Below are 23,023 nucleotides of genomic sequence, written 5' to 3'. Positions count from 1 at the left end.
TCCTTTCAAAGTCCCAGATCGGACAGGCTGGGGTGATCGTCGGGACGGGGGCCTTGCGGCCAGAAAAACAGACGTTCGGTTTCCGCAATCGGCAGGTCGTTCAGCGACGCGTGCCGTTCGGCCATTCGACCATCTTCGGCAAATTGCCAGTTTTCGTTGCCATAAGACCGGAACCACTGGCCGCTGTCGTCACGCCATTCATAAGCATAACGAACCGCAATGCGGTCACCGGAATAGGCCCACAACTCTTTGGTCAACCGATAGTCCAGTTCCTTGTGCCACTTGCGTGTCAGAAAGGCATGGATGTCTGCATGGCCGCTTAGGAATTCTGCCCGATTTCTCCACTGGCTGTCTTCGGTATAGGCCGGGGTCACGACATCCGCATCACGGCTGTTCCAGGCGTTTTCTGCCAATCGCACTTTTTGCGTTGCGGTTTCCAGGGTGAACGGGGGCAGCGGAGGACGGTTCATGCGCGGGTCTTTCAGGTCAGAGAAGCCGCCATCAAGGCGATGGTCAAAAGAAGGGGGATGTACTGGTGCGAGAGAGGTCTGGTGCGGGGTCTCATATGTTCGCTCCTAAATTTACTGATCGGTACACTGTGCCGTGAATGTGTACAGATCGGTAACCTTTTTCAAGTGTTGAGTTGGATTTATTTGAACTAACATTTTTCGTCTCCTAAGGAGAGTAAGTGAAAACAGCAGGTTAGGTTGTGTCTGTTGCAGCCATCGCTGCAGTGTATTATGTACCGATCAGTACATACAGGAGCTGACAGATGCGCCCGAACAAACGTGACGAGCTGGTCCGCAAGGCATTGCAGGTCTTTTATCGTGACGGATTTCACGCCACCGGCATGGACAAGTTAGTGGTAGAGACGGGCGTGTCGAAAACGTCGATGTACAAACATTTCCGTACCAAGGAAGAGCTGATCCTGGCGGCGCTGCGGCTGCGAAACGATAATTTTCGCGAATGGTTCATGTCACGGATTGATGCACTTGCCGATACGCCTGCCGAACGGTTGATCGCCAGTTTCGATGCGCTGGGCGAATGGTTCCAGGAGGACAGCTTTCGCGGATGCATGTTCATCAAAGCGGGCGCAGAGTATCAGGAACAAGATCACCCAATCCATGCGCAGGCAGCCGAACACAAGCATCTGATGCTCGAGTTTCTCACCGATTTGGCCCGCAAGGCAGGCGCACGTAATCCCGATGCATTGGGATGCCAGCTGCTGCTCTTGCAAGAGGGCGCAATCGTAACGGCCGTTCTGGTAAAAAGCTGCGATCCTGCGCGAGATGCAAAGGCAGCGGCACAGGTTCTGCTGGATAATGCCCTGGCTTGACCGGGTTTAAACCTGTGAACGTAAGGTCTTGTACGAAAAAGACGTTGCGTAGCAATCCGGTGGATGGGTTGGTTTGCGCGGTGCCCAACGCTACCCTGATCGAAATTCGAATTGGGAGAAGCCTACATGTCGCTATTCAAGTCAACCGCCAACTGGGTCACTGACGAACATCAGATGTTTGCCGAAATGGCAAACCGGTTCATGGACGACGAACTTGTGCCCAATATCGAACGCTGGAACCAAAACGGCATGGTCGATCGCGAGTTCTGGAACAAGGCAGGGGAAATGGGGCTGATGGCCGGCGCTATTGCCGAGGAATATGGTGGCGTAGGCGGCGGGATCGGATTTGACGCGGTCACGTTGTACGGCCAATCCGCACGCGGCGATGCAGGCTGGGGATTTGGGATTCAGTCTATCGTTATCCATTACCTGAACGCATACGGCAGCGAGGATCAAAAACACAAATGGCTGCCCCGTCTGGCATCCGGTGAGATGGTCGGCGCTTTGGCCATGACTGAGCCCGGAACAGGCTCGGACGTTCAGTCCGTTCGCACCACCGCAGACATGGATGGAAATTCCTATCGCCTGAACGGATCCAAGATCTTTATCACCAACGGCCAATCCGCCGATTTGATCCTGGTGGCCGCAAAGACGGATAAATCGCAGGGATCCAAGGGCGTATCGCTGATCGCCGTAGAAACCGAAGGCGCAGAAGGGTTTCGTCGCGGCCGTAACCTCAAGAAATTGGGGATGAAGGCCAACGATACGGCCGAGCTGTTTTTTGAAGACGTCAAGGTTCCCATGACCAACCTGATCGGACCCGAGGAAGGTCAGGGCTTCTATCAGATGATGAAGCAATTGCCGTGGGAACGCCTGACCATCGGTATCATGGCGCTGGGTGCGATCGACTTCGCGATTGCCGAGACCGTGCGTTATACGCAGGAACGCAAGGCCTTTGGACAGCGCGTTATGGATTTTCAGAACACGCGGTTCAAACTGGCCGAGTGCAAAACCAAGGCCGAGGTTCTGCGCAGTTTCGTCAATGACTGCATCGCACAACTTGAGGCGGGCACGTTGGATGCGGCGACGGCCTCGATGGTGAAATACTGGGGTTCGGAAGTGCAGAACGAGATCATGCACGAATGCCTTCAGTTGTTCGGTGGTTACGGGTTCATGATGGAATACCCGATCGCCCGGCTTTATGCGGATGCGCGGGTGCAGATGATCTATGGCGGCACCAACGAGATCATGAAAGAATTGATCGCCCGCTCACTGGATAAGTAACGCACCCAAAGGGCTCCCGCCTGTCGTCAACGTTTTTGGAAAACGTCTCCTCCCGTTGGGCCGGGCAGGTGCGGGCGCAGCCCGCACCTGCCCGGCCCCTCTGCCGTCCGCAGGACGCAAAGCCGGAGGCTGCGCAGTTTGGGATCAGAATTGGCCAACCTGACCTTGCAGCCATATCCGAAACGACCGTAGCGGTTCGGATTCCGGTCGTGACTGTGGCCAGACCAAAAAGAATTGCCCAAGGCTGATGCGGGGTCCGTTCCATGCGGGAACCAACCTTTCGGTTTTCAGTTCGTCTTCGATCAGATAGCTGGGCAATAGCGCCGCTCCCAGCCCGTGGATCGTGGCCTGCACCATGGTCGAGAACTGATCGAACAGCATTCCCCGCATCCCTGATACGTCACGCCCTTGTGCCGCAAACCATCGCTCCCAAGCGTCCGGTCGAGTCTCTAGATGTAGCAGGGGAGCCGTCATTAGCCAGCCCAAGTCCTGCTCCTGATCGGGCAACAGGTCCTGCGCGCAGACCGGAACCACATCTTCACGCATGATCGGCAGGTAGTTGACGCCCGGCCAGTTCTTTTGGCCAAAGTGGATGGCGGCATCAAAATGTTCGGTCTCGAAATCAAACGGCTTGAGGCATGTGCTCAGGTTTAGGGTTACTTCCGGGTGGCGACGGGCAAAATCCTGCAGGCGCGGCGCCAGCCAGTGCATTCCAAAGGCGGGCAGGATGGACAGGTTCAGCGACCCGCCTGTTGGGTTGGCCTTCAGTTTCAGTGACGCTTGCGCAATTTGGTTTAGCGCTGTGCGCGCCACCTGAACATAATCTTTCGCGGCGGGGGTCAGGTGCAATCGCATCTGGTTTCGCTGAATGAGCGCAACGCCCAGTTGGTCCTCCATGGACTTCAACTGTCGGCTGATCGCGCTTTGGGTCAATGACAGCTCCTCGGCTGCAGCCGAGGCACTGCCGAGGCGATCAACCGCCTCCAGTGCCAGAAGTGAGGGGATCGAGGGTAGAAACCGACGGGGCGCAATCATATTACAAATCCTCATACCTTTCACACGGAATATCACTGGCAATTGCCGTGCACCAGCCCGATACAGAGGCGTGGAATCCAATGTGGATGTGGATCAATGACCCTAACGACCAGTATTCAAGAGTTTCAGCCCGCCGACCGGCTGGACGGTATTGAGCTGTCAGAGATCGTTCGCATTTCCGAACAGGCCGCGCGCCTTCGGGCGCAGGGTGTCGACGTGATTGCGCTCAGCACTGGCGAGCCTGATTTCCCAACGCCGTCGCATGTTGTTGAGGCGGCCCACCGCGCAGCTATTGACGGGCAGACGCGATACCCCGCAACGGCAGGAACGCCCACTTTGCGATCAGCGATCGCGACTGAGGCTGGCGCGCATCCCGAGAACGTAGTCGTTTCGACGGGTGCCAAGCAGGTTTTGTCCTGCGCAATGATGGCAACTCTGAACCCCGGCGATGAAGTGATTATGGCTGCGCCATTCTGGACAAGCTATGCGGATATGGTCAGTTTGGCTGGCGGTGTCCCCGTAGTCGTCAGCTGTCCGGCGACGCAGAAATTCAAACTGACGCCGGATCAGTTGGAAGCCGCGATCACCCCGCGCTCGCGTTGGCTGCTGCTGAATTCCCCGTCCAATCCAACTGGCGCGGTCTATTCCAAGGCGGAATTGCAGGCGCTGGGCGCGGTATTGCAAAACTATCCTCAAGTCTGGGTGATTTCTGACGAGATTTATCAACACCTGTCTTTTGTGCCTTTCACGCCCTTTGTGCAGGCCGTTCCCGAATTAGCGGAACGAACGTTGATCGTAAACGGCGTGTCCAAGGCCTATTCCATGACAGGCTGGCGCATCGGGTGGGGAATTGGCCCTGCTGAGTTGATCAAGGCGATGGTGGCTGTGCAGGGGCAAATCACGTCGGGGGCGTGTTCGATTGCCCAGGCTGCAGCATTGGAGGCCATCACCGGGCCGCAAGGCTTGCTGGCAGAACGCCGTCGGGCAATGCGAGCGCGCCGCGATCTCGTCGCCGAAGGGCTAAACGCCGCTGGTCTGGAATGTGCCGTGCCGGATGGCGCGTTTTACGTCTTTCCCAAAACTCATGCGAAAATGGCCACAGACCATGAATTCTGTCGCTTTCTGCTGGATGAGGCGGGTGTGGCGCTGGTGCCAGGGCGTGCGTTTGGGATGCCGGGGCATTTGCGGCTTTCTTTTGCCTATGCCACTGAAAGCCTGCAAGAAGGTATGCGCCGTATCGCGGACGCTACCGACAAGTTGTAACCAATAAGACCGGAAGACACCCAATGGACCGCGCCCAGATCGTTCACGAGAATTTCCTGACCCGGGTCGCCAATCGCGACTTTCCCGACGGAGCAAAGCCGCGGCAGGGTCTGAGCAATACCGATGCGGTGTCGCTTTTCCGGTCACAGGTCCTTAGCCGAGCGTTGGACAGGACCAGCCGGGCCATGCAGAAGGCGGGGCAGGGGTTTTACACCATCGGATCATCCGGCCACGAAGGGATGGCCGCCGTGGCGCATGCCTTGCGCCCGACCGATATCGCCTTTCTTCACTACCGGGACGCGGCGTTCCAGATCGCGCGGGCTGAGCAGGTGTCGGGCCAGCAGATCGCGTGGGACATGCTGCTGAGTTTTGCCTGTTCGAAAGAGGATCCGACCTCGGGCGGGAGGCATAAGGTACTGGGGTCCAAAGCGTTGACGATCCCACCGCAGACCTCGACTATCGCTAGCCACTTGCCCAAGGCGGTGGGCGCTGCGTATTCGCTAGGTGCCGCGCGGAGACACGATCCTGAACACCGTGACCTGCCCTTGGACGGGATTGCGATGTGTTCCTTCGGAGATGCCTCGGCCAATCATTCTACAGCGCAGGGCGCGATCAACACCGCAGGCTGGACCAGCGTGCAGTCGACGCCTTTGCCGCTGTTGTTTGTGTGTGAGGATAACGGGATCGGAATCTCGGTCAAAACGCCCAAGGGTTGGATACAGGCGTCGATGGAGCATCGCCCCGGGATCAAGTACTTTCAGGCCAACGGTCTGGATATCTACGAGACCTACGCAGTGTCCAAGGAAGCCGCCGAGTATGTCCGCTCCCGCCGCAAACCAGCCTTCCTGCACCTGAAAACCGTCCGCCTTTACGGACACGCAGGCGCAGATGTGCCGACTACATACCTACCAAAATCCGAAGTGGAGGCGGACGAGGCCAACGATCCCCTGCTGCACTCGGTGCGCTTGCTGGAACAGGCCGGGGCGTTGGCGCCGGAACAGGCGTTGAAAATCTACGAAGATACCTGCGCCCGCACGGACCGCATCGCGGCGGAGGCCGCAACCCGTCCGCACCTGACTACGGCGTCCGAGGTCATGGCCAGCCTGATCCCGCCAAAACGGATCTGTAAGCCCACTTACGGTCCCAGTACCGAAGCGCGTGCCAAGGCCTTTGGCGGCGACATGCGGGCAATGGATGATCCGCAATCCATGAGCCGTCTGATCAACTGGGCGCTGACCGATCTGATGCTGGAGCACGGCGAGATCGTCTGCATGGGCGAAGATGTCGGCCGCAAGGGCGGCGTCTATGGCGTGACCCAGAAACTGCAGCAACGCTTTGGCCCGGACCGGGTGATCGACACGCTGTTGGATGAGCAGTCCATTCTGGGACTGGCCATCGGCATGGGGCATAACGGGTTCATTCCGATCCCCGAAATCCAGTTTCTGGCCTATCTGCACAATGCCGAGGACCAGATCAGGGGCGAGGCCGCGACCCTGCCCTTTTTCTCGAACGGGCAGTACACCAACCCGATGGTTCTACGCATCGCGGGGCTTGGGTATCAGAAAGGGTTCGGCGGCCATTTCCACAATGACAACTCGCTGGCTGTCCTGCGCGACATTCCGGGCGTGATCATTGCCTGCCCGTCGACAGGCGCAGATGCGGCTAAGATGCTGCGCGAATGCGTTCGTTTGGCGCGCGAAGAACAGCGGGTGGTGGTCTTTCTGGAACCGATTGCCCTCTATCCGATGCGCGATCTGCACGATGCACAGGACGCAGGCTGGATGACGACGTATCCGTCGCCTGGCCAGAGTATCGCGCTGGGTAAGGTTGGCGTGCATGGCGAGGGTAAAGATCTGGCCATCGTCACTTATGGCAACGGGCATTATCTGTCGAAACAGGCTCGGCCCGAGTTGGAGGCCGCAGGCGTGAAAACCCGTATCATCGACATGCGCTGGCTGGCACCTCTCCCGATTGAGGCTCTGCGTCAGGCCACAAAGGGTTGCAAACACGTCCTTATCGTCGACGAGTGTCGCCGGACCGGCAGCCAGTCCGAGGCGCTGATGACCTTTTTCACCGAAAACAGTCCCTCTACCCCTAGCGCGCGCGTCGTGGCCGAAGATTGTTTTATCGCCACTGGCCCCGCTTATGCTGCTCCGCTGCCGTCGAAAGAGGGGATTGTCGCCGCTGCGCTAAAACTGACGGGGGGCCGCTCATGACCCGCACAGCAGTCGTCATCTGCCCTGGTCGGGGTACATACAACAAGCCCGAGCTTGGCTATCTGCATCGCCATCACGCGCAGCAGAATGCGATGTTTCGGGGCTTCGACGCGATACGTGCGGAAGCAGGGCAAGAGGCCGTTACCGCATTGGATGGCGCGGCGCGGTTCACAGTTTCCAAGTATTCAAAAGGCGATATTGCCTCACCGCTCATCTACGCAGCTTCGCTGGCGGACGCGCAATCGCTGGCCGATGATATCGAGGTGGTCGCGGTCACCGGGAACTCGATGGGGTGGTATATTGCGCTGGCCGCTGCCGGGGCGTTGTCGCCTGACCGCGGGTTTCGCTTAGTGAACACGATGGGAACACTGATGCAGGATCACCTGATCGGTGGCCAACTGGTTTATCCCTTTGCCGACGACGGTTGGGCGAACGACGCTGTTCGCAAGGCAGAGCTGCTGGCGGATGTGAAACGCATCAATGCGATGGACGGTCACGACCTTGCTTTGTCCATTGATCTGGGCGGAATGCTGGTTCTGGCAGGCAATGAAATGGGGCTGAAGGCGTTCGAGGCGTCGCAACCCACGGTGCAGGACCGTTTCCCGATGCGCCTGCCAAACCATGCCGCGTTTCACACATCCTTGCAGGCACCGGTCGCTGCCGAAGGGCGTGCGCGCTTGGGCGCGAATTTGTTCGGACAGCCTGAACGCCCCCTAATCGACGGCCGTGGAAAGATCTGGTGGCCGGGTGCCACGGATACGCTGGCGCTTTGGGATTATACCCTGGGTCACCAAGTGACCGAACCCTATGACTTTACCCGTGCGATCCAGACCGCCGCGCAAGAGTTCGCGCCCGATATGTTCATTGTTACCGGCCCCGGCGCAACCTTAGGTGGCGCAGTGGCGCAATCCCTTGTTCTGGCGAACTGGCGTGGCATGGGTAACAAGGCTGATTTTCAAGCGAAACAGGATGCGCAACCCTTCCTGATCGCCATGGGGCGCGAGGATCAAAGAGCGCTTGCAACCGGCTGACGCTGCCCTGATGATCCGCGCAATTTCAAGGAGCGCGAAGTGAGCGACCACAACCAGTCCCTTTGGCTGAACACATGCCGTGAACATGTCGAACCCGGTGTTTCGACCGGTGATATCACTGTTGATCTGGCGGTGATCGGTGGTGGGTACACCGGCTGTTCTGCGGCCCTGACTGCAGCCAAGGCTGGTGCCTCGGTCTGTCTGCTTGAGGCGCATGACATCGGTCACGGCGGATCGGGCCGCAATGTCGGGCTGGCGAATGCGGGACTTTGGTTGCCGCCCGTTGAGATTCGCGCGCATCTGGGTGACATGGTTGGGGATCGGCTGGTTGACCTTCTGGCTGCTGCTCCATCAGAGGTGTTCAGCCTGATCGACCAACTTGGGATAGACTGCGAACCTGTGCGCAACGGAACTTTGCACTGTGCGCATTCGGCTGCGGGTCTTCGGGATCTGCAGGCGCGCCATGCGCAACTCAGCGCTGCTGGCGCACCGGTTGAGTTGCTGTCTGCAGAACTGACAGCGCAGCGCACCGGCAGCGCGGCCTTTGGTGGCGCCCTATTCGATCCGCGCGCCGGAACCATCCAGCCATTGGCATATGTGCGTGGATTGGCCCGTGCCGGGGTCGAGGCTGGCGCGTCAGTTTCCACGCAAGATCCGGTTCTGTCCATGCAGCAGATGGATGGAATCTGGGAGGTGAAGACTGCTCGGCGCACAGTGCGCGCCAAATGGGTCATTCAGGCGACCAATGCCTATCACTGTGATCTGACCGCATCGGCCCCCGCCTATGTGCCGGTCTATTATTTCCAATATGCCACGGCCCCATTGTCCGACAATCTGCGCGCTAGCGTTTTGCCGGGGGATGAGGGGTGCTGGGACACAGACCTGATCATGACCTCGTTCCGAATGGATCAAGAGGGGCGGTTTATCATCGGTGCCATGGGTGATCTGGATCAGGCAGGCGGCGGGATTCACAAGAGCTGGATCAAGCGCAAACTGGCACAGCTGTATCCGCAACTGGCCGATCAGCCATTGGTCGAAGGGTGGCATGGCCGCATCGCTATGACGTCGGACCACATCCCGAAGATTACGCAGATCGGTCCCAACGCTCTGTCCGTTCATGGATTTTCGGGGCGTGGGATCGGACCAGGCACCGTCTTTGGCCGCCTTATTGCCCAAAGTCTGTTGCAGGACGACCCAAGTATTTTGCCGGTGCCCGCAGTCCCCGAGTATCAGGAAAAGTGGAAAGGGCTACGCCGCGCCTATTTTGAAACCGGCGCGGCGCTGACCCATTTTGTCAAAGCGCGGTTCTGACCTCAGACCGCACGGGTGATGCCGCCATCCACCCGGATGTTCTGACCGGTGATATAGCCGCCGCCTTCTGACGCAAGCATTGCCACGACCGAGGCGATCTCGTCATAGCTGCGTCCATAGCGGCCCATCGGGATGCGTGCGCGGAACTCCTCTTTCTCTGGCAGGCTGTCGATGAACCCTGGCAGGACGTTGTTCATCCGGATGTTGTCGGCCGCGTAATGATCCGAGAACAGCTTGGTGAAAGCGGCCAAACCTGCGCGGAACACGCCCGAGGTTGGGAAGACAGGGTCGGGCTCGAACGCCGCAAAAGTAGAGATGTTGATGATCGACCCGCCACCTTGTTTCTGCATGATCGGCGTCACCAGCCGGGTTGGTTTGACGGCGTTTAGGAAATAGACGTCCATACCGGTGTGCCAATCCTCGTCCGTCAGCTCCAGCACTGGCGCGCGCGGTCCGTGACCGGCCGAGTTGACCAGCACGTCGATGCGCCCCCAATGGGACATCGCGGTATCGACCAGTTTTTGCAGATCATCCGTCGACTGGTTTGACCCGGTCACGCCAACACCACCCAATTCGTGCGCCAGTGCCTCACCCTTGCCCGAAGACGACAGGATGCCGACCTTAAATCCATCTGCGGCCAGACGTCGGGCTGAATCTGCGCCCATTCCGCTGCCGCCCGCTGTTATCAGCGCCACTTTGGTCATGTGATTTCTCCATTCATTGATGGCATGAAGATGCGCTTTGGCGATCTGATTGACCAATCAGTTCTGCTGGCCTTATGATGTAGAAAAACTACAGGGTGCTACGATGGTGGCTCTTCCCCCTCTGAACGCCTTGCGGGCTTTCGAAGCTTCGGCGCGGCATCTGAACTTTCGCTTGGCTGCCGAGGACCTGGGCGTCACTCAAGGTGCCGTCGCCCAGCAGGTACGCGGGCTTGAGGCACGATTGGCTGTGACGCTCTTTGACCGCCTGCCGCGTGGCCTTGCGCTGACCGAGGCTGGGCGCAGACTCCATGCGCCCTTGCGCCGGGCCTTCCGTCTGATCGAAGAGGCCGTCGAGGATCTTTCTGGGGACAGACAAATTACTATATCTGTCACGCCCAGCTTTGCCTCGAAATGGCTGGTTCCACGACTCCCGGACTTTACGCGGCACCACCCTGATATTGCCGTGCAGGTCGACGCGCGGGAACGGCTGGCGGATTTCCAGGGGGACGGTGTCGACATTGCTGTTCGGCAAGGGCGTGCGCCGTTTGGATCCGGGGTGGTCGCAGTGCCTCTGTTTTCCACAACTTTCATTCCGGTTTGCGGTCCTGAGATGGCGGCCAGAATTGCGCATCCTGCTCACCTGACAAAGCACACTCTGCTGAACGACACCCATGGGCTGTGGCCATTGTTTCTGCAGCGTGCAGGGATCACGGGCAAGCCGAAGATGATGAGTTTCAGCCAGACCAGCCTTGCCATCGACGCAGCCGTGTCGGGCCAGGGTGTTGCGCTTGCTAACGAACCGCTTGTTTCTGCCCAGTTGGCCGCCGGTCAGTTGGTGCGCCCGATCCCGGACGAGCTGGTCGAGGACTTGGGCTTTTACATCGTAACACCCAAACAGCCACGCCAACCCGCGCTGGTCGCAGTGATGAAAGACTGGTTGCTGTCTCAATCCTGAAGCGTCGCTGCGATGGCTTCGATCCTGTCACGCAACCAGCGATGTGCCGGGTCGTTGGAAGATCTTTGGTGCCAGACCATGTAGATAGAGACAGGGTCGCACGCGAAGGGCAGAGGTGCACAATCCAACGCATGTAGCGGCCCGTGTTTCATCAACGCCGTATCAGTTGAAATCAGGTCGCCGCCTTTCACAAATGAGGTAATGGCATTGAAATGCGGCAGGGTAACCGTCGGTGGCCTGATCTGGTTTTGATCGACACCCCGCATAACAGCGCGCGAGCTGCGGCCATCCGCAAAACGAACTTCGACATGTTCGGTTTCACAATAGGTTTCCCAACTGTCCGGAGGAGATCGTCGCGCGCCATCGTAATAGATCATCAGCGGGCTGCTGAGGATGCGTTTTTGAAAGATGTCCGGTCCATCCGGCGGCAAAGGCGTCAGCATCAATTGACACCGATCGCTGCGCAGCAGCTCAGGGTCTGGAACACCTGATGGGATAAACCCCAACCCCAGCCGCACGCCTTCGGTCCGAACCTTTTGCAGCAATTGCGGGAAAATCAATTCCCTCGGCATGTCGTTTGTGGCGATGTGAAAGACCATCTCTTCGGACAGCGGGTCGAACGGGCGATCCTCGGTCAGCGCCCGCATATTGTCCAGAACCTGCTGAACAGGATCTTTCAGGGACAAGGCGCGCTCAGTAGGGGTCAGACCCTGCCCTGATCTGATGAATAACGGATCGCCCAGAACCACCCGAAGTTTGGACAGGGTGTGGCTGATGGCCGATTGTGTCACGCCAAGCCGATCTGCGGCCTTGGACACCGAGTTTTCTTCGAGAATGGTCAGAAAGACCCTCAGGACTTTTCCATCCAGATCCATGAAATCTATTTTGCTCATACCGCTTATGATTATTCATGAATGGATTTACTGTCCACGCCGCATTAGGTGAGACCTAGACATCAGGAGGCGCACGATGGGGATCCGCTTTTTCTCGGACAAGAACCGGCCGGTCCACATGGGGCCTTATCCGTTGGAGCGGTTGGCACGTCAGAGCGTTGTGCCGGACCTGTCTGCCGTGCCGCCGATGCCTGAACTCAGTTTTCACCGGCCGGAACAGCCTGAAAGCATCATCAACGCCATGGGTGAGTTTCAGGCGATGATGGACGCTATTCGTGATGGATTCGCGAATGCTGTGCCCTCTGAAATCCCGGCCGATCCGACCACGCGCGCCCATCACTTTAAGGCTTTTGGCTATTTCAATGACGCGTCGATGATGGGGTGCGGGCCTTTGCCTGCCGAGGCGATGCTGCCCCAGCCGCGTCATAACCCCGACATTGATCGTCTGGCCCATGCGCTGAAGACCCGGCAGACTAAAACGCTGGCGTCGGGCATCGACGTCATCATGGCCGACCTGAAGGAAAGCATGGAGGCCGCGCCCAAGCCGATGGACACCCACCGCCACGCCATCGTCTTTGTCTATGAACACAACCGTGATCCAGACTCGGACGAGCCTGGTTCAGATTGGATCATGGACGCGCAGGACCACCGTTCCTGTTTGCTGGCGACCGAAAATGCGGTGGTGATTGCCAACTATATCCGGTTGTTGGGGTTCGATGCGCGGGCACATACCGCGATGTCCTCTGAAGTTGATCTAGGAAAACTGGCGGTGGCGGCTGGGTTGGCCTCGGTCGAGGATGGCGATGTTGTCGTGCCGTGGCTGGGCAAGCGGTTTGGTCTGGCAGCTGTTACGACAGAGATGGAGATTGCGCATGATCAACCGCTGCAACCCATGGCGCAGCAACCCTGGTTTCGTACACAAGGTCCGGCGTGGTGGCTGGGAACGGGGTTCGCCAAGAACGCGCTGAACAGGGATGCTTACGCCAAACGACGCTACGTGGACGGGGCGCATCCGTTCGAGAAACTTAAGCGCGTCGAAGACCCAACGACCTACATCGACGAAGAAAACGTGGCCCGCGTTCCCAAACGCGCCGACATGTTTGCCCGCGCACAATTCGGGGATATGGGCAAACCGCTGCAGGATGCAGCCAGGGGGGGGCACTATGTGCGCAAGGCCGCCCCCAGTTTCGCCCAGCGCCGCTCATTGGGCGCATTTGTGCTATTGCAGGATGGCGACAGCGCAGATGGCTCGCGCCCGACCGATGCCGCCCGAAATGCCGCGAATATCAAGGCCGCGACCTATTTCATTGGAGGCGATGCCGTGGGCCTCAGCCGTTGCCCGGAATGGGCGTGGTACTCTCACGACGCGACCGGAGAAGAGATCAACCCGCCCCATGATCAAGCCATCAGCGTGATCATCGATCAAGGCTATGAAACCATGGAGGGGTCCAGTGGCGACGACTGGATCGCAGTTGCCCAGTCGATGCGCGCCTATCTGCGGTTTTCGCTGTTGGGCGGTGTAATCGCGCAGCAGATCCGCAACCTGGGTTACAAAGCCAAGGCGCATACGGTCATGGATGGCGAGGTGCTTCAGCCGCCGCTTTTGCTTCTGTCCGGATTGGGCGAGGTCAGCCGGATTGGTGAGGTCATCCTGAACCCCTATCTCGGGCCCCGGCTCAAGTCTGGCGCGGTGACGACCGACATGCCGATAGAGCACGACAAACCGATTGATTTTGGCCTGCAGACTTTCTGCGAAAGCTGCAACAAATGCGCGCGCGAATGCCCTTCAGGGGCAATCACCGCAGGGCCAAAACTCATGTTCAACGGCTATGAGATCTGGAAATCCGACAGTCAGAAATGTGCGACCTATCGCGTGACCACCCCCGGCGGAGCGATGTGCGGGCGTTGCATGAAGACGTGCCCGTGGAACCTTGAGGGTATCTTCAAGGAACGCCCGTTCCGCTGGGCCGCGATAAACATCCCGAAAGCCGCGCCGGCATTGGCGAAACTGGACGATGCCGTGGGTAATGGCGGATTGAACGACACCAAGAAATGGTGGTGGGATATCGAATTGCAAACGGACGGAGCCTATCGTCCGACGAAACATCCGCTGAACCGGCGTGACCTGCAAACGGATCTGGACCTGAAGTACGACGATCAGACATTAGCCGTCTACCCTGCCTATCTGGCCCCCCATCCGTGGCCATATCCCTTTGCGATGGACCGCGAGGCCGGGATTGCGGCCTATCAGGCGATGGTGTCAGCCGAAGAATACAAAAACCGCAAGGCAGCAGGGGATACATCGATCGTGCATCGTTACTCGATCGCGGGCGATGCGCCGGTGATGCGGGTTGCGCTGACCAAGGTCGACAAGATGACGGCGGATGTGACTAAGTATGAATTCTCGGCCCTGAATGGTGCGCCTTTACCGGATTGGACTGCCGGGGCGCATCTGGATGTGCTGGTCGCGCCTGAGTTTCTGCGTCAGTATTCTATGTCGGGGGACCCATCGGACGGGTCAGTCTATCAGATCGGCGTTCTGCGCGAGGATGAAGGTCGTGGTGGTTCGGCCCTGTTGCATCGAATCTTCAGTGAGGGGCGCAAGGTCTTCATCTCGAAACCGATCAACCATTTCGAACTGGATGAGAGCGCAACAAAGACTTTTTTGATGGGCGGCGGGATCGGCATCACCCCGATGATTGCATTTGCTCATCGGTTGCACAGCTTGGGCAAGCCGTTCGCGTTACACTATTCCGCCAGCACCCGCGCTGGGGCTGGGTACCTGGACGATCTGGCGGCGATGCCCTGGGCCGACCATGTGCATTTTCATTTCTCAGATGAAGGAACACGCGCCGATCTGGATGCCGTCTTGTCGGGGTATCAGGAAGGGTGGCACGTCTATACCTGCGGACCGGATCGCTACATGGACGGTGTCATACAAGCGGCCGACAGGCAGGGATTTCCCGAAGAGGCGCGGCACCTGGAGTATTTCTCAGTTCCGGAACAGCCGGAATATGAAAACCATCCCTTCACGTTGAAGCTGGCAAAGTCGGGCAGGGAACTGACCGTCCCGGAAGGCAAAGATGCCGCTCAGGTATTGAACGAGGCGGGCATTCACGTGGATGTTAAATGCGCCGACGGTATATGTGGCGTCTGCAAATGCGGCGTGGTTTCCGGCGATATTGAGCACCGTGATTTCGTTCTGTCCAACAAACAGCGCGAGGGCGCGATCATCTTGTGTCAAAGCCGTGCGGCTGAACCTGACGGTGTGATCGAACTCGACCTCTGATCTGAGGTCTGAAAACGACTTCGATAAACACAAAAATTGGTCGTTCCAGCCATGGACGCCGTGGGGTAGCTGCACTAACGTCCCCTGCGAACCCCAGTGAATCCTGATCAACAGGTGCGAGGTATTTTCATGGATTATCACAGCCCCGCCAGCTTTGCCGAGGCGTCGGCTCTGGCCGCGAATGCGACGGGCATTACCCGATTTCTTGCAGGAGGCACCGATGTACTGGTGCAGCTGCGCTCGGAACTGGTGACACCCGACACGCTGATCGACATCAAAAAGATTGATGGCGTGAGCGACATCAACAGCAATGCCGATGGCAGCTGGACGCTGGGAGTCGCTGCCACCGGTGCAGAAATGAGCGAGCACCCCGAACTGGGCCGGGATTGGCCCGGTGTGGTCGAGGCGATGGACCTGATCGGATCAACCCAAGTGCAGGGGCGCGCAACGCTGACCGGGAACCTGTGTAATGGCTCTCCTGCGGCGGATTCCGTGCCTGCCATGGTCGCCGCCGGAGTTACCGTTACCGTGACAGGCCCGGGTGGCGATCGCGAAGTTGCTGTCGAAGATATCCCGACCGGCCCTGGCAAGACATCGCTGGCCAAGGGTGAGCTGGTCTCGGCCGTGCACATTCCCGCACGGGGTGAGGATGGCGGCGACGCCTATCTGCGGTTCATACCACGCACCGAGATGGATATTGCTGTTGTCGGCGTAGGGGTGAACCTGCGTTTGGACGGCGACACTGTTACCGAAGCCCGCGTGTCGCTGGGTGCTGTCGCCCCGACCGTTCTACTGGTTGAAGACTGCGCGAAGGCCATCATCGGCAGTACGTTGAACGATGCCGCGCTTGATGCGCTGGCTGCTGCGGCATCCGCTGCATGCAACCCGATTGACGACAAGCGCGGCACCATCGCGTTCCGCACCGAGGTCGCTGGCGTTCTTGCCAAGCGCGCCGCGAAAATCGCCTATGCCCGTGCGAAGGGAGAACAAGCATGAGCAAGTTCCACGTATCTACCACTGTAAATGGCGACACTGTCGAATACCTGTGCGATCCGCGGGAGACCCTGCTGGACTGTTTGCGCGACAAACTGAACCTGACCGGCGCGAAAGAGGGCTGCGGGACCGGTGACTGCGGTGCGTGCTCGGTCTCAGTTGATGGCCGGCTGGTCTGCTCATGCCTGATGCTGGGGGTTGAAGCAGATGGTAAGACTATCGAGACCGTCGAAGGCATCGCGGATGGTGACGATCTGCACCCGCTGCAGCAGAAGTTCATCGAACATGCAGCGCTGCAGTGCGGTATCTGCACTCCGGGTATTCTGGTCGCGGCCAAGTCTCTGTTGGAAAAGAACCCCAACCCGACCGAAGAAGAAACCCGGTACTGGCTGGCGGGCAACCTTTGCCGCTGCACCGGTTATGACAAAATCATTCGCGCCGTCATGGAAACGGCAGAAGAACTGCGGGAGGCTTCGTAATGGCACTCGACGATCGCAAATCTGAATTCACTTTTGTTGGCACCCGCCCGAACCGCCCTGATGGGTTGGACAAGGTCACGGGCCGCGCCAAGTTCGGGGCCGATATGTCGGCACCTGGTATGATGCACGGCGCAATCCTACGCTCGCCCCATGCCCATGCGCGGATCGTGAAAATCGACACCTCGAAGGCCGAGGCGCATAAGGACGTTAAAGCCGTCGTGACCCGCGCGGATTTTGCAGACGTCCCGTTCAAACCGGGACTGGAGGGCGAATTCTGGAATGTTCTGGAAAACGTCATGGCAGGCGAAAAGGCTCTGTATGACGGCCACGCTGTAGCAGCCATTGCGGCCACTTCGGCACTGGCAGCGCGCGATGCGCTCAAGCTGATCGAGGTCGAATACGAGGTGTTGCCCCACGTCACCGATGTGGACAAGGCGATGGCCTCTGATGCGCCTGTCATTCGCGAAGGTGCCGCAGACTATTCGGTTCCGGAAGGCATGCACCCGAACGTCGTTCGCTACCATGAAAGTGGGCACGGTGATGTCGAAGCCGGTTTTGCTGAGGCCGATCTGGTCATCGAAGACAGCTTTGTCACTGAGGCGACCCATCAGGGTTACATCGAACCGCATGCCTGTTTGGGTATGTTGGGTAACGATGGCAAGGGTGAGCTGTGGTGCACGACCCAAGGCCACTGGATCGCGCAGAAAACCTGTGCAGCGCTGCTGGGTATCGAAACCTCGCAACTGCGCGTCACGGCATCCGAGATTGGTGGTGGCTTCGGCGGTAAGACGACCGTCTTTATCGAACCCGTTGCCCTGGCGCTGAGCCGCAAGGCCAACCGCCCGGTCAAGGTTGTGATGAACCGGTCCGAAGTGTTCCGGGCAACTGGTCCCACGTCGTCGGCGTCGATGGACATCAAGATCGGCATGAAGAAGGACGGTACCATCTCGGCCGCGCAGGGCGTGTTCCGCCTACAAGGCGGTGCATTTCCGGGCGCGCCCGGCGATATGACCGCCATGTGCGCCTTTGCGCCCTACAACCTGACCAATGTCAAGCAGATTGGCTATGACGTGATGGCCAACCGGCCGAAACAGGCTGCCTATCGTGCACCCGGTGCGCCGATGGGGGCTTTTGCGGTTGAGTCGGTGATTGACGAGCTGTGTAAGAAGCTGGGCCTCGACCCGGTTGATGTGCGCCTGAAAAACGCGGCACACGAGGGCACCAAAGCCAGCTATGGCCCGCGCTATGAGCGCATCGGTCTGGTTGAGACGCTGGAAGCCGCAAAGGCGCATCCGCATTACTCAGCCCCGCTGAAGCCAGGGCAGGGGCGCGGCATCTCTTGCGGGTTCTGGTTTAACCACGGTGGTGAAACTTCGGTCTCGCTATCTCTGTCCGAGGACGGTTCGGCCCAGTTGATGGTCGGTACGCCGGACATCGGCGGCTCGCGCGCTTCAATGGCGCTGATGGCGGCTGAGGTGCTGGGCATTCCCTACGAAAACATCCGGGTGACCATCGCCGATACAGCGACGCTTGGGTACAACGACGTCAGCCACGGCTCTCGCGTGACGTACGCCTCCGGTCTGGCGACCATCAAAGCAGCCAAACACGCAGTCGAAAAACTGTGCGAACGTGCGGCGGCCAGCTGGGGAATTCCGACGGACGCAGTCAAATGGGAAAACGGCTGTGCGGTGCCCTCGGGCCCCAATGCCGGTGATTTCGATCCGCGGCCGTTGGCCGATATCACGGCGCATATGGGTTCGACCGGCGGTCCGATCTCAGGCCACTTTGAGGCGACCCCGGAAGGCGCAGGCGTGTCGTTTGGCACTCATATCGTTGATGCCGAGGTTGATCCGGAAACCGGCAAGACCTCGATCACCCGCTACACGGTCATCCAGGATGCCGGGAAGGCGATCCACCCGACCTATGTGGAAGGGCAGTATCAGGGCGGTGCCGCGCAAGGCATCGGCTGGGCGCTGAACGAAGAGTATATCTACGGCGATGACGGTCGCCTGCAGAACTCGATCTTCCTCGACTATCGCATCCCCGTCGCCAGTGACCTGCCGATGATCGACACGGTGATTGTCGAAGTGCCCAACCCCGGTCATCCTTTCGGTGTGCGGGGCGTCGGCGAGACCGGCATCGTGCCGCCTCTGGCCGCCATTGCCAACGCCGTGTCCCATGCGGCTGGCGTGCGCATGCGTCAACTACCGATGTCGCCGCCGCGCATTCTGGCCGCGCTCAAGGACGATGGTTGAGGTTCATCTCTGGTCCGGCCTCCGGTCATTGACCGGGGGCCAGCAGGTCGTCGAGGTTGAAGCCAAGACGACCGGAGAACTGTTACGCGCATTGGTGCTGGCCCATCCACAGCTTCAAGGTCCTATTGATGCCGGGGTGTCTATCGCAATTGATGGCCGCGTTATCGCCACAGGGTTGACCGAGCCAATCCCTGAAGGCAGCGAAGTTTACCTGATGCAGCGGTTAAGGGGCGGTTAGGCCTCTTGCGACCACGGTTCGCGCCCGACCATGCGGTCGGCCTCGGCAGTGATATCGTTCATATGCTGCTCAAGGCTTTGGCGCAGCTCTTCGATTTGCTCTTCGGATGCTTTGCGCGGCACGGTCTCAGTCCACTCGCGGCATAGAAAGACTCCCGTGTTCCGCCAGGGGCGGGGCATCAGCAGACGATCCCATGTACCCGCTTCGCTGCCATATTGTGCAGAAAAGGTGATCCCGAAGATTCGTTTGCCAGACGTGCGCGCCCAAACCAATGGCACCGTGGAAAGCACACGCTCGGGTCCACGTGGCCCGTCAGCTGCGATGCCGATGGAAACCCCTTGTTTTATCTTGCCGATCACTTCTCGCGAAACGGCGACGTTGCTCTTGTGTTTGCTGGCCATGGCGATGGTGTCCATGCCGAATAGTTTCTGTACCCGACCTACCATGCTGCCGGCCCGCGCAGACGAAGTGATTGAACAGATGCGCCCTTTGTCCAGCGGGAAGAAATACGGCGACTGCGCCAGCCTTTGGTGCCACAGCACCACGATCACCGGCTCACCTTGTTCGGCCAGTTGGTCCAGTTCTTCGTATCCGATGCGCTTCCATTTGGTGTTGCGATTGACCATCCGGATATAACTTGCGATGCGGCGCGCGGCCCAGTTCAAAACGGCTTCGCTGTCGGCGATCTTTTTGCGGATACTCACGGATTGGGTCCCTCGTACTGACCAAACCGTGTCTTATAGAACTAAACGCTGCACGCAACTTGTTTGTCGGATGCATTAGTCGCGCGGAATCTAAAAAAGCCTCTTGAGTCCGCTGCGCGGCTGGCATATTTGAAGCGCACCTTAGGGGTATAGCTCAGTTGGTAGAGCGACGGTCTCCAAAACCGTAGGTCGCGGGTTCGAACCCTGCTGCCCCTGCCATTTCCTCATTGATCTGCGGCCGTTTCATCGTAAAGAACGAAACCCAAGCTAGGTATCCTGCAATTATTTGGGGTGTAATCTGAGGCTGCAGGGACCCGGTCACAAGACGCGATTCTTAACTTTTCGAACAACGCAACTGCCAGGCATTGATTGCTAGAAAAATATGAACTCGTCGACCGAGAGCATACTGACCAATCGACCGTTGTTTGAGCCCTGGTCCGAGGGCGACTTTGTGATGATGTCTTCGAAGTTCGGTCCGTACAGTCTCATAAGCCGAGCTCGCTCCATTTCGCAAAGCAAATAGAACAGCCCTCCGCGTTTGCCCTTTAGGGACTCTGGCACGGTGAGCGCTGCGACGCTCTTAGAATATTTTGACTGCTGCTCTATCTTGGCCACCGGCATTCGCCTTTTTTGCGACCGTATCAACTGAAAGGAAATATGGCAAATATGTGGCGTTGAAAACTTTGCCGGTGTTGCATACGGGAATTTTGAGACCCGGGGGGGTCTAAAGGCGGCTGAATCTGACCGATCCATTTTCTACAACCAACCGGCTTTACGCCGCATGCGAATGTACGAGGCTTCAAAAGACGCCCATTTCGGTGATGAAGTCTGCGTGGGCCATCATATTCTCCTCCATCGCGTGTTCGGTTGTTCATTCCACTCAGATTGGCGGCTGTGTTGAACCTGGGGTTTAGATGGGGTTAACATTGGTTTAGCCAGGTGCCGCGCAATTCGATCAATCCGGTTTCCTGCGCCTTTGGAATGGCCTATGGTCCTGCCCACAACAGACAGGCGGAAGAGGGTTCATGTCGCGTTTTGATGGTTACTTCCTGCGGCAGCTGCTGATTCTGTTCGGCTTTTTTACCCTGGTTCTGGTGGGTGTGTTCTGGATTACCCGTTCCGTCAGCCTATTTGACCGGGTGATCAGCGGCGGCCAACCCGCGATGGTGTTTCTGGAATTCACCGCACTGACGTTGCCGACCCTTATCCGCACCGTGATGCCAATGGCGGTTTTTGCCGCCGCTGTCTATGCCACCAACCGCCTGAGCCGCGAAAGCGAGATGACGGTGATGCTGGCCACAGGGACCAGCCCTTGGAGATTGGCGCGCCCAGTGTTCGTATTCGGCATCCTGACCGGTCTGATGATGGCCGCGATCAGTGTCTTTCTGCGCCCTGCATCGGTGGAGCAGCTAGAGCAGCGCCAGGCCGAGGTTGCCGGAGACGTCACTGCCCAGCTTTTAAATGAGGGTGAATTTCTGCACCCCGCGCAAGGCGTTACGGTCTACATTGGGAAAATTGATTTGGATGGCACGCTGTCCGAGGTTTTCGTGTCGGATCGTCGGAATGAAGAGGACCCGGTAAGCTATTCCAGCAAGACGGCTTATCTGGTCAACAATGGCACTGGCATTCATCTGGTGATGGTGGACGGGATCGCATTGCGCCTGAATCCAGAAGGCAGGACGCTGTCTTCGACACTTTTTGCGGATGCCTCTTATGACATCTCGGAACTCACAAATTCAGACACCAACGCCATGCGCAGTCTTGAGGCGATCCCAACGCTCGAGTTGTTGCAGGGCCGGGAAAGTATTCTTGCGACCGAGCAGTTCTCGGAAGGGGAACTGATCGAAGAGCTGCATCAGCGTTTTTCATGGATCGCCATTTGTATCGCGGTGGCGATGGCTGGTTTTTCAACGCTGATGCTGGGCAGTTTTTCGCGCTTTGGGCTGTGGCCACAGATATTCGGAGCTTTCACGATTTTGGTCCTGTTGGAGGGTGTCCGGGGCTTTGTGGCGCCGGTTGTGATCGATGATCCGAACCTGTGGATATTGCTATACCTGCCAGCGATTATCGGCGTCCTTATTTCGTGCGTGTTCCTGTTGATCGCCGGGCGACCATTGCTGCGCACCCGATCGCGGGGGGCGAATGGAACCTTGTCGCAGGCTTAATTCGCCGCGCGCAGTTCAGTCAGGCAGGCCACCACGTAGTCAAACGCCTCGCTATCCCGTCTGGTCACCAAGTAAAGCGGCAACATCAGATCCATCGCTTCGGTAACCGATACCAAAGTGCCGTCGCTCAACTGATCTCGAATTACATATTCGGGAAAGTAACCCGTACCGCCGCGCCGTAAAACATAGCGCAGACCCATCATGCAATTGCCCAAAAAAAGTGTCTGACCTGCCGCTTTGCGCGCTGCTGACCGCACGTGGTCCTGATAGACTTCGCCCAATTCGAGATTGACGAAAACCGGGTCTTTGCCGGCGTCGGGGGTTTCGACCAACAACAAACGTTCAGGCGCCAGTTCGTGATATAGAACGCGCCGATCAGATGGTTTTTCGTGGGTCAGTGCCGCATCCAATACATGCGTCGCCACGGCCTCGACCATGTTGAGGTCATGATCGTAGTTCAGGGTTAGCAACAGCTGGCCATGGCGCTGTTCGTAACGAACGGCCAGATCGACCAGCAATGGATCCCAAACGCTGAGCTGTGCACCAAGGCGCAGGGCAATCCGGTGCGGTGTCTGCCCCGGTAGGTCACGAGAGGCAAAGGACCACAATGACAACATCTGCTCGGCATAGGGTCGAAACTGCCGTCCGAATTCTGTCAGGTTGGTGCCGCCTGCGCCCCGAGTGAACAAGGGCTTTCCGGTTTCCTCTTCGATCAGTTTGATACGGGCGCTGACCGCTGTCTGTGTGATGTTGAGGTGTCGTGCAGCGGCATGGAAGCCACCGGTGTCTGCAACGCACAGAAATGTCTCAAGGGCTTTGATTTGCATGCTGAAAGTATTTTTTGATCGAAGTGATAAAATCAATTCATTTTT

The 23,023-nt window shown here is 58.3% G+C and carries 19 protein-coding genes and 1 tRNA gene; 14 read left to right on the top strand and 6 right to left on the bottom strand.

What is annotated here, in order from left to right:
* Positions 1 to 5: 5 nt before the first annotated feature.
* Positions 6 to 470: a nuclear transport factor 2 family protein gene (locus AC2FGC_RS07285; RefSeq protein WP_496725361.1), complete on the bottom strand. Its 465-nt coding sequence runs from the start codon at positions 468 to 470 to the stop codon at positions 6 to 8.
* 302 nt (positions 471 to 772) lie between these two features.
* Between AC2FGC_RS07285 and AC2FGC_RS07280 the strand changes: the two genes are divergently transcribed.
* Entirely contained in the window at positions 773 to 1,336 is a 564-nt protein-coding gene (locus AC2FGC_RS07280; protein ID WP_496725363.1) for a TetR/AcrR family transcriptional regulator, read from the top strand.
* A 126-nt stretch (positions 1,337 to 1,462) separates the two neighbouring features.
* Positions 1,463 to 2,620: an acyl-CoA dehydrogenase family protein gene (locus tag AC2FGC_RS07275; protein ID WP_496725365.1), complete on the top strand. Its 1,158-nt coding sequence runs from the start codon at positions 1,463 to 1,465 to the stop codon at positions 2,618 to 2,620.
* Between the two features lie 144 nt (positions 2,621 to 2,764).
* Here the strand turns inward: AC2FGC_RS07275 and AC2FGC_RS07270 are convergent, their stop codons facing one another.
* Positions 2,765 to 3,655, bottom strand: a complete 891-nt coding sequence (locus tag AC2FGC_RS07270; RefSeq protein ID WP_496725367.1) for a LysR substrate-binding domain-containing protein — start codon at positions 3,653 to 3,655, stop codon at positions 2,765 to 2,767.
* A 96-nt stretch (positions 3,656 to 3,751) separates the two neighbouring features.
* Here AC2FGC_RS07270 and AC2FGC_RS07265 point away from each other — a divergent pair, with 96 nt between their 5' ends.
* From AC2FGC_RS07265 to AC2FGC_RS07250, 4 genes are read left to right on the top strand one after another with little or no spacing between them, the layout of a single operon-like run.
* Entirely contained in the window at positions 3,752 to 4,918 is a 1,167-nt protein-coding gene (locus tag AC2FGC_RS07265) for a pyridoxal phosphate-dependent aminotransferase (RefSeq protein WP_472722965.1), read from the top strand.
* Between the two features lie 23 nt (positions 4,919 to 4,941).
* Positions 4,942 to 7,134 carry a dehydrogenase E1 component subunit alpha/beta gene (locus AC2FGC_RS07260; protein ID WP_496725369.1) on the top strand — a complete coding sequence of 731 codons (2,193 nt, stop codon included), beginning with the start codon at positions 4,942 to 4,944 and terminating at the stop codon, positions 7,132 to 7,134.
* Positions 7,131 to 8,165, top strand: a complete 1,035-nt coding sequence (locus AC2FGC_RS07255) for an ACP S-malonyltransferase (protein WP_496725371.1) — start codon at positions 7,131 to 7,133, stop codon at positions 8,163 to 8,165. Before AC2FGC_RS07260 ends, AC2FGC_RS07255 begins: the two co-directional genes overlap by 4 nt.
* 39 nt (positions 8,166 to 8,204) lie before the next feature.
* Positions 8,205 to 9,476, top strand: coding sequence for an NAD(P)/FAD-dependent oxidoreductase (locus AC2FGC_RS07250; RefSeq protein ID WP_496725373.1), 1,272 nt, complete (start codon positions 8,205 to 8,207; stop codon positions 9,474 to 9,476).
* A gap of 2 nt (positions 9,477 to 9,478) precedes the next feature.
* On the opposite strand, the gene AC2FGC_RS07245 is transcribed toward AC2FGC_RS07250, so the two are convergent.
* Complete coding sequence (locus AC2FGC_RS07245) at positions 9,479 to 10,180, bottom strand: SDR family oxidoreductase (protein ID WP_496725375.1); 702 nt, start codon at positions 10,178 to 10,180, stop codon at positions 9,479 to 9,481.
* A 103-nt stretch (positions 10,181 to 10,283) separates the two neighbouring features.
* On the opposite strand from AC2FGC_RS07245, the gene AC2FGC_RS07240 reads away from it, so the two are divergent.
* Positions 10,284 to 11,135, top strand: a complete 852-nt coding sequence (locus AC2FGC_RS07240) for a LysR substrate-binding domain-containing protein (RefSeq protein WP_496725377.1) — start codon at positions 10,284 to 10,286, stop codon at positions 11,133 to 11,135.
* Here AC2FGC_RS07240 and AC2FGC_RS07235 read toward each other — a convergent pair.
* Entirely contained in the window at positions 11,126 to 12,028 is a 903-nt protein-coding gene (locus tag AC2FGC_RS07235) for a LysR family transcriptional regulator (RefSeq protein WP_496781104.1), read from the bottom strand. The two genes, AC2FGC_RS07240 and AC2FGC_RS07235, sit on opposite strands and share 10 nt — an antisense overlap.
* A gap of 76 nt (positions 12,029 to 12,104) precedes the next feature.
* On the opposite strand from AC2FGC_RS07235, the gene AC2FGC_RS07230 reads away from it, so the two are divergent.
* From AC2FGC_RS07230 to AC2FGC_RS07210, 5 genes are all read left to right on the top strand, one after another.
* On the top strand, positions 12,105 to 15,317 hold the full coding sequence (locus AC2FGC_RS07230; protein ID WP_496781822.1) for a reductive dehalogenase: 3,213 nt from the start codon (positions 12,105 to 12,107) through the stop codon (positions 15,315 to 15,317).
* Between the two features lie 129 nt (positions 15,318 to 15,446).
* The gene (locus AC2FGC_RS07225; protein ID WP_496725383.1) at positions 15,447 to 16,313 is read left to right on the top strand and encodes an FAD binding domain-containing protein; all 867 of its coding nucleotides are present in this window, start codon (positions 15,447 to 15,449) and stop codon (positions 16,311 to 16,313) included.
* On the top strand, positions 16,310 to 16,789 hold the full coding sequence (locus tag AC2FGC_RS07220; protein ID WP_496725385.1) for a (2Fe-2S)-binding protein: 480 nt from the start codon (positions 16,310 to 16,312) through the stop codon (positions 16,787 to 16,789). Before AC2FGC_RS07225 ends, AC2FGC_RS07220 begins: the two co-directional genes overlap by 4 nt.
* Entirely contained in the window at positions 16,789 to 19,044 is a 2,256-nt protein-coding gene (locus tag AC2FGC_RS07215) for a xanthine dehydrogenase family protein molybdopterin-binding subunit (RefSeq protein WP_496781820.1), read from the top strand. The genes AC2FGC_RS07220 and AC2FGC_RS07215 overlap by 1 nt, the downstream gene beginning before the upstream one ends.
* Positions 19,037 to 19,282, top strand: coding sequence for a MoaD/ThiS family protein (locus AC2FGC_RS07210; RefSeq protein ID WP_496725387.1), 246 nt, complete (start codon positions 19,037 to 19,039; stop codon positions 19,280 to 19,282). The genes AC2FGC_RS07215 and AC2FGC_RS07210 overlap by 8 nt, the downstream gene beginning before the upstream one ends.
* On the opposite strand, the gene AC2FGC_RS07205 is transcribed toward AC2FGC_RS07210, so the two are convergent.
* Positions 19,279 to 19,986, bottom strand: coding sequence for a lysophospholipid acyltransferase family protein (locus tag AC2FGC_RS07205; RefSeq protein ID WP_496781817.1), 708 nt, complete (start codon positions 19,984 to 19,986; stop codon positions 19,279 to 19,281). The genes AC2FGC_RS07210 and AC2FGC_RS07205 overlap by 4 nt on opposite strands.
* Before the next feature lie 143 nt (positions 19,987 to 20,129).
* Here AC2FGC_RS07205 and AC2FGC_RS07200 point away from each other — a divergent pair.
* Together AC2FGC_RS07200 and lptF are read left to right on the top strand one after the other, a co-directional pair.
* A tRNA-Trp gene (locus AC2FGC_RS07200) sits at positions 20,130 to 20,205 on the top strand.
* 806 nt (positions 20,206 to 21,011) lie between these two features.
* Positions 21,012 to 22,151, top strand: coding sequence for an LPS export ABC transporter permease LptF (lptF, locus tag AC2FGC_RS07195; RefSeq protein ID WP_496725391.1), 1,140 nt, complete (start codon positions 21,012 to 21,014; stop codon positions 22,149 to 22,151).
* Here the strand turns inward: lptF and AC2FGC_RS07190 are convergent.
* The gene (locus tag AC2FGC_RS07190; RefSeq protein ID WP_496725393.1) at positions 22,148 to 22,978 is read right to left on the bottom strand and encodes a LysR family transcriptional regulator; all 831 of its coding nucleotides are present in this window, start codon (positions 22,976 to 22,978) and stop codon (positions 22,148 to 22,150) included. The two genes, lptF and AC2FGC_RS07190, sit on opposite strands and share 4 nt — an antisense overlap.
* Positions 22,979 to 23,023: the final 45 nt, after the last annotated feature.

It is taken from the genome of Ruegeria sp. CDSC054 (assembly GCF_059610645.1).
This window is presented reverse-complemented; position numbering and strand designations above follow the sequence as displayed.

Bases quoted from the DNA above. Each gene is read 5' to 3' on its own strand.
- AC2FGC_RS07285 (WP_496725361.1), bottom strand. From the start codon at position 470: ATGAACCGTCCTCCGCTGCCCCCGTTCACCCTGGAAACCGCAACGCAA.
- AC2FGC_RS07280 (WP_496725363.1), top strand. From the start codon at position 773: ATGCGCCCGAACAAACGTGACGAGCTGGTCCGCAAGGCATTGCAGGTC.
- AC2FGC_RS07275 (WP_496725365.1), top strand. From the start codon at position 1,463: ATGTCGCTATTCAAGTCAACCGCCAACTGGGTCACTGACGAACATCAG.
- AC2FGC_RS07270 (WP_496725367.1), bottom strand. From the start codon at position 3,655: ATGATTGCGCCCCGTCGGTTTCTACCCTCGATCCCCTCACTTCTGGCA.
- AC2FGC_RS07265 (WP_472722965.1), top strand. From the start codon at position 3,752: ATGACCCTAACGACCAGTATTCAAGAGTTTCAGCCCGCCGACCGGCTG.
- AC2FGC_RS07260 (WP_496725369.1), top strand. From the start codon at position 4,942: ATGGACCGCGCCCAGATCGTTCACGAGAATTTCCTGACCCGGGTCGCC.
- AC2FGC_RS07255 (WP_496725371.1), top strand. From the start codon at position 7,131: ATGACCCGCACAGCAGTCGTCATCTGCCCTGGTCGGGGTACATACAAC.
- AC2FGC_RS07245 (WP_496725375.1), bottom strand. From the start codon at position 10,180: ATGACCAAAGTGGCGCTGATAACAGCGGGCGGCAGCGGAATGGGCGCA.
- AC2FGC_RS07240 (WP_496725377.1), top strand. From the start codon at position 10,284: ATGGTGGCTCTTCCCCCTCTGAACGCCTTGCGGGCTTTCGAAGCTTCG.
- AC2FGC_RS07235 (WP_496781104.1), bottom strand. From the start codon at position 12,028: ATGAGCAAAATAGATTTCATGGATCTGGATGGAAAAGTCCTGAGGGTC.
- AC2FGC_RS07230 (WP_496781822.1), top strand. From the start codon at position 12,105: ATGGGGATCCGCTTTTTCTCGGACAAGAACCGGCCGGTCCACATGGGG.
- AC2FGC_RS07225 (WP_496725383.1), top strand. From the start codon at position 15,447: ATGGATTATCACAGCCCCGCCAGCTTTGCCGAGGCGTCGGCTCTGGCC.
- AC2FGC_RS07220 (WP_496725385.1), top strand. From the start codon at position 16,310: ATGAGCAAGTTCCACGTATCTACCACTGTAAATGGCGACACTGTCGAA.
- AC2FGC_RS07215 (WP_496781820.1), top strand. From the start codon at position 16,789: ATGGCACTCGACGATCGCAAATCTGAATTCACTTTTGTTGGCACCCGC.
- AC2FGC_RS07210 (WP_496725387.1), top strand. From the start codon at position 19,037: ATGGTTGAGGTTCATCTCTGGTCCGGCCTCCGGTCATTGACCGGGGGC.
- lptF (WP_496725391.1), top strand. From the start codon at position 21,012: ATGTCGCGTTTTGATGGTTACTTCCTGCGGCAGCTGCTGATTCTGTTC.
- AC2FGC_RS07190 (WP_496725393.1), bottom strand. From the start codon at position 22,978: ATGCAAATCAAAGCCCTTGAGACATTTCTGTGCGTTGCAGACACCGGT.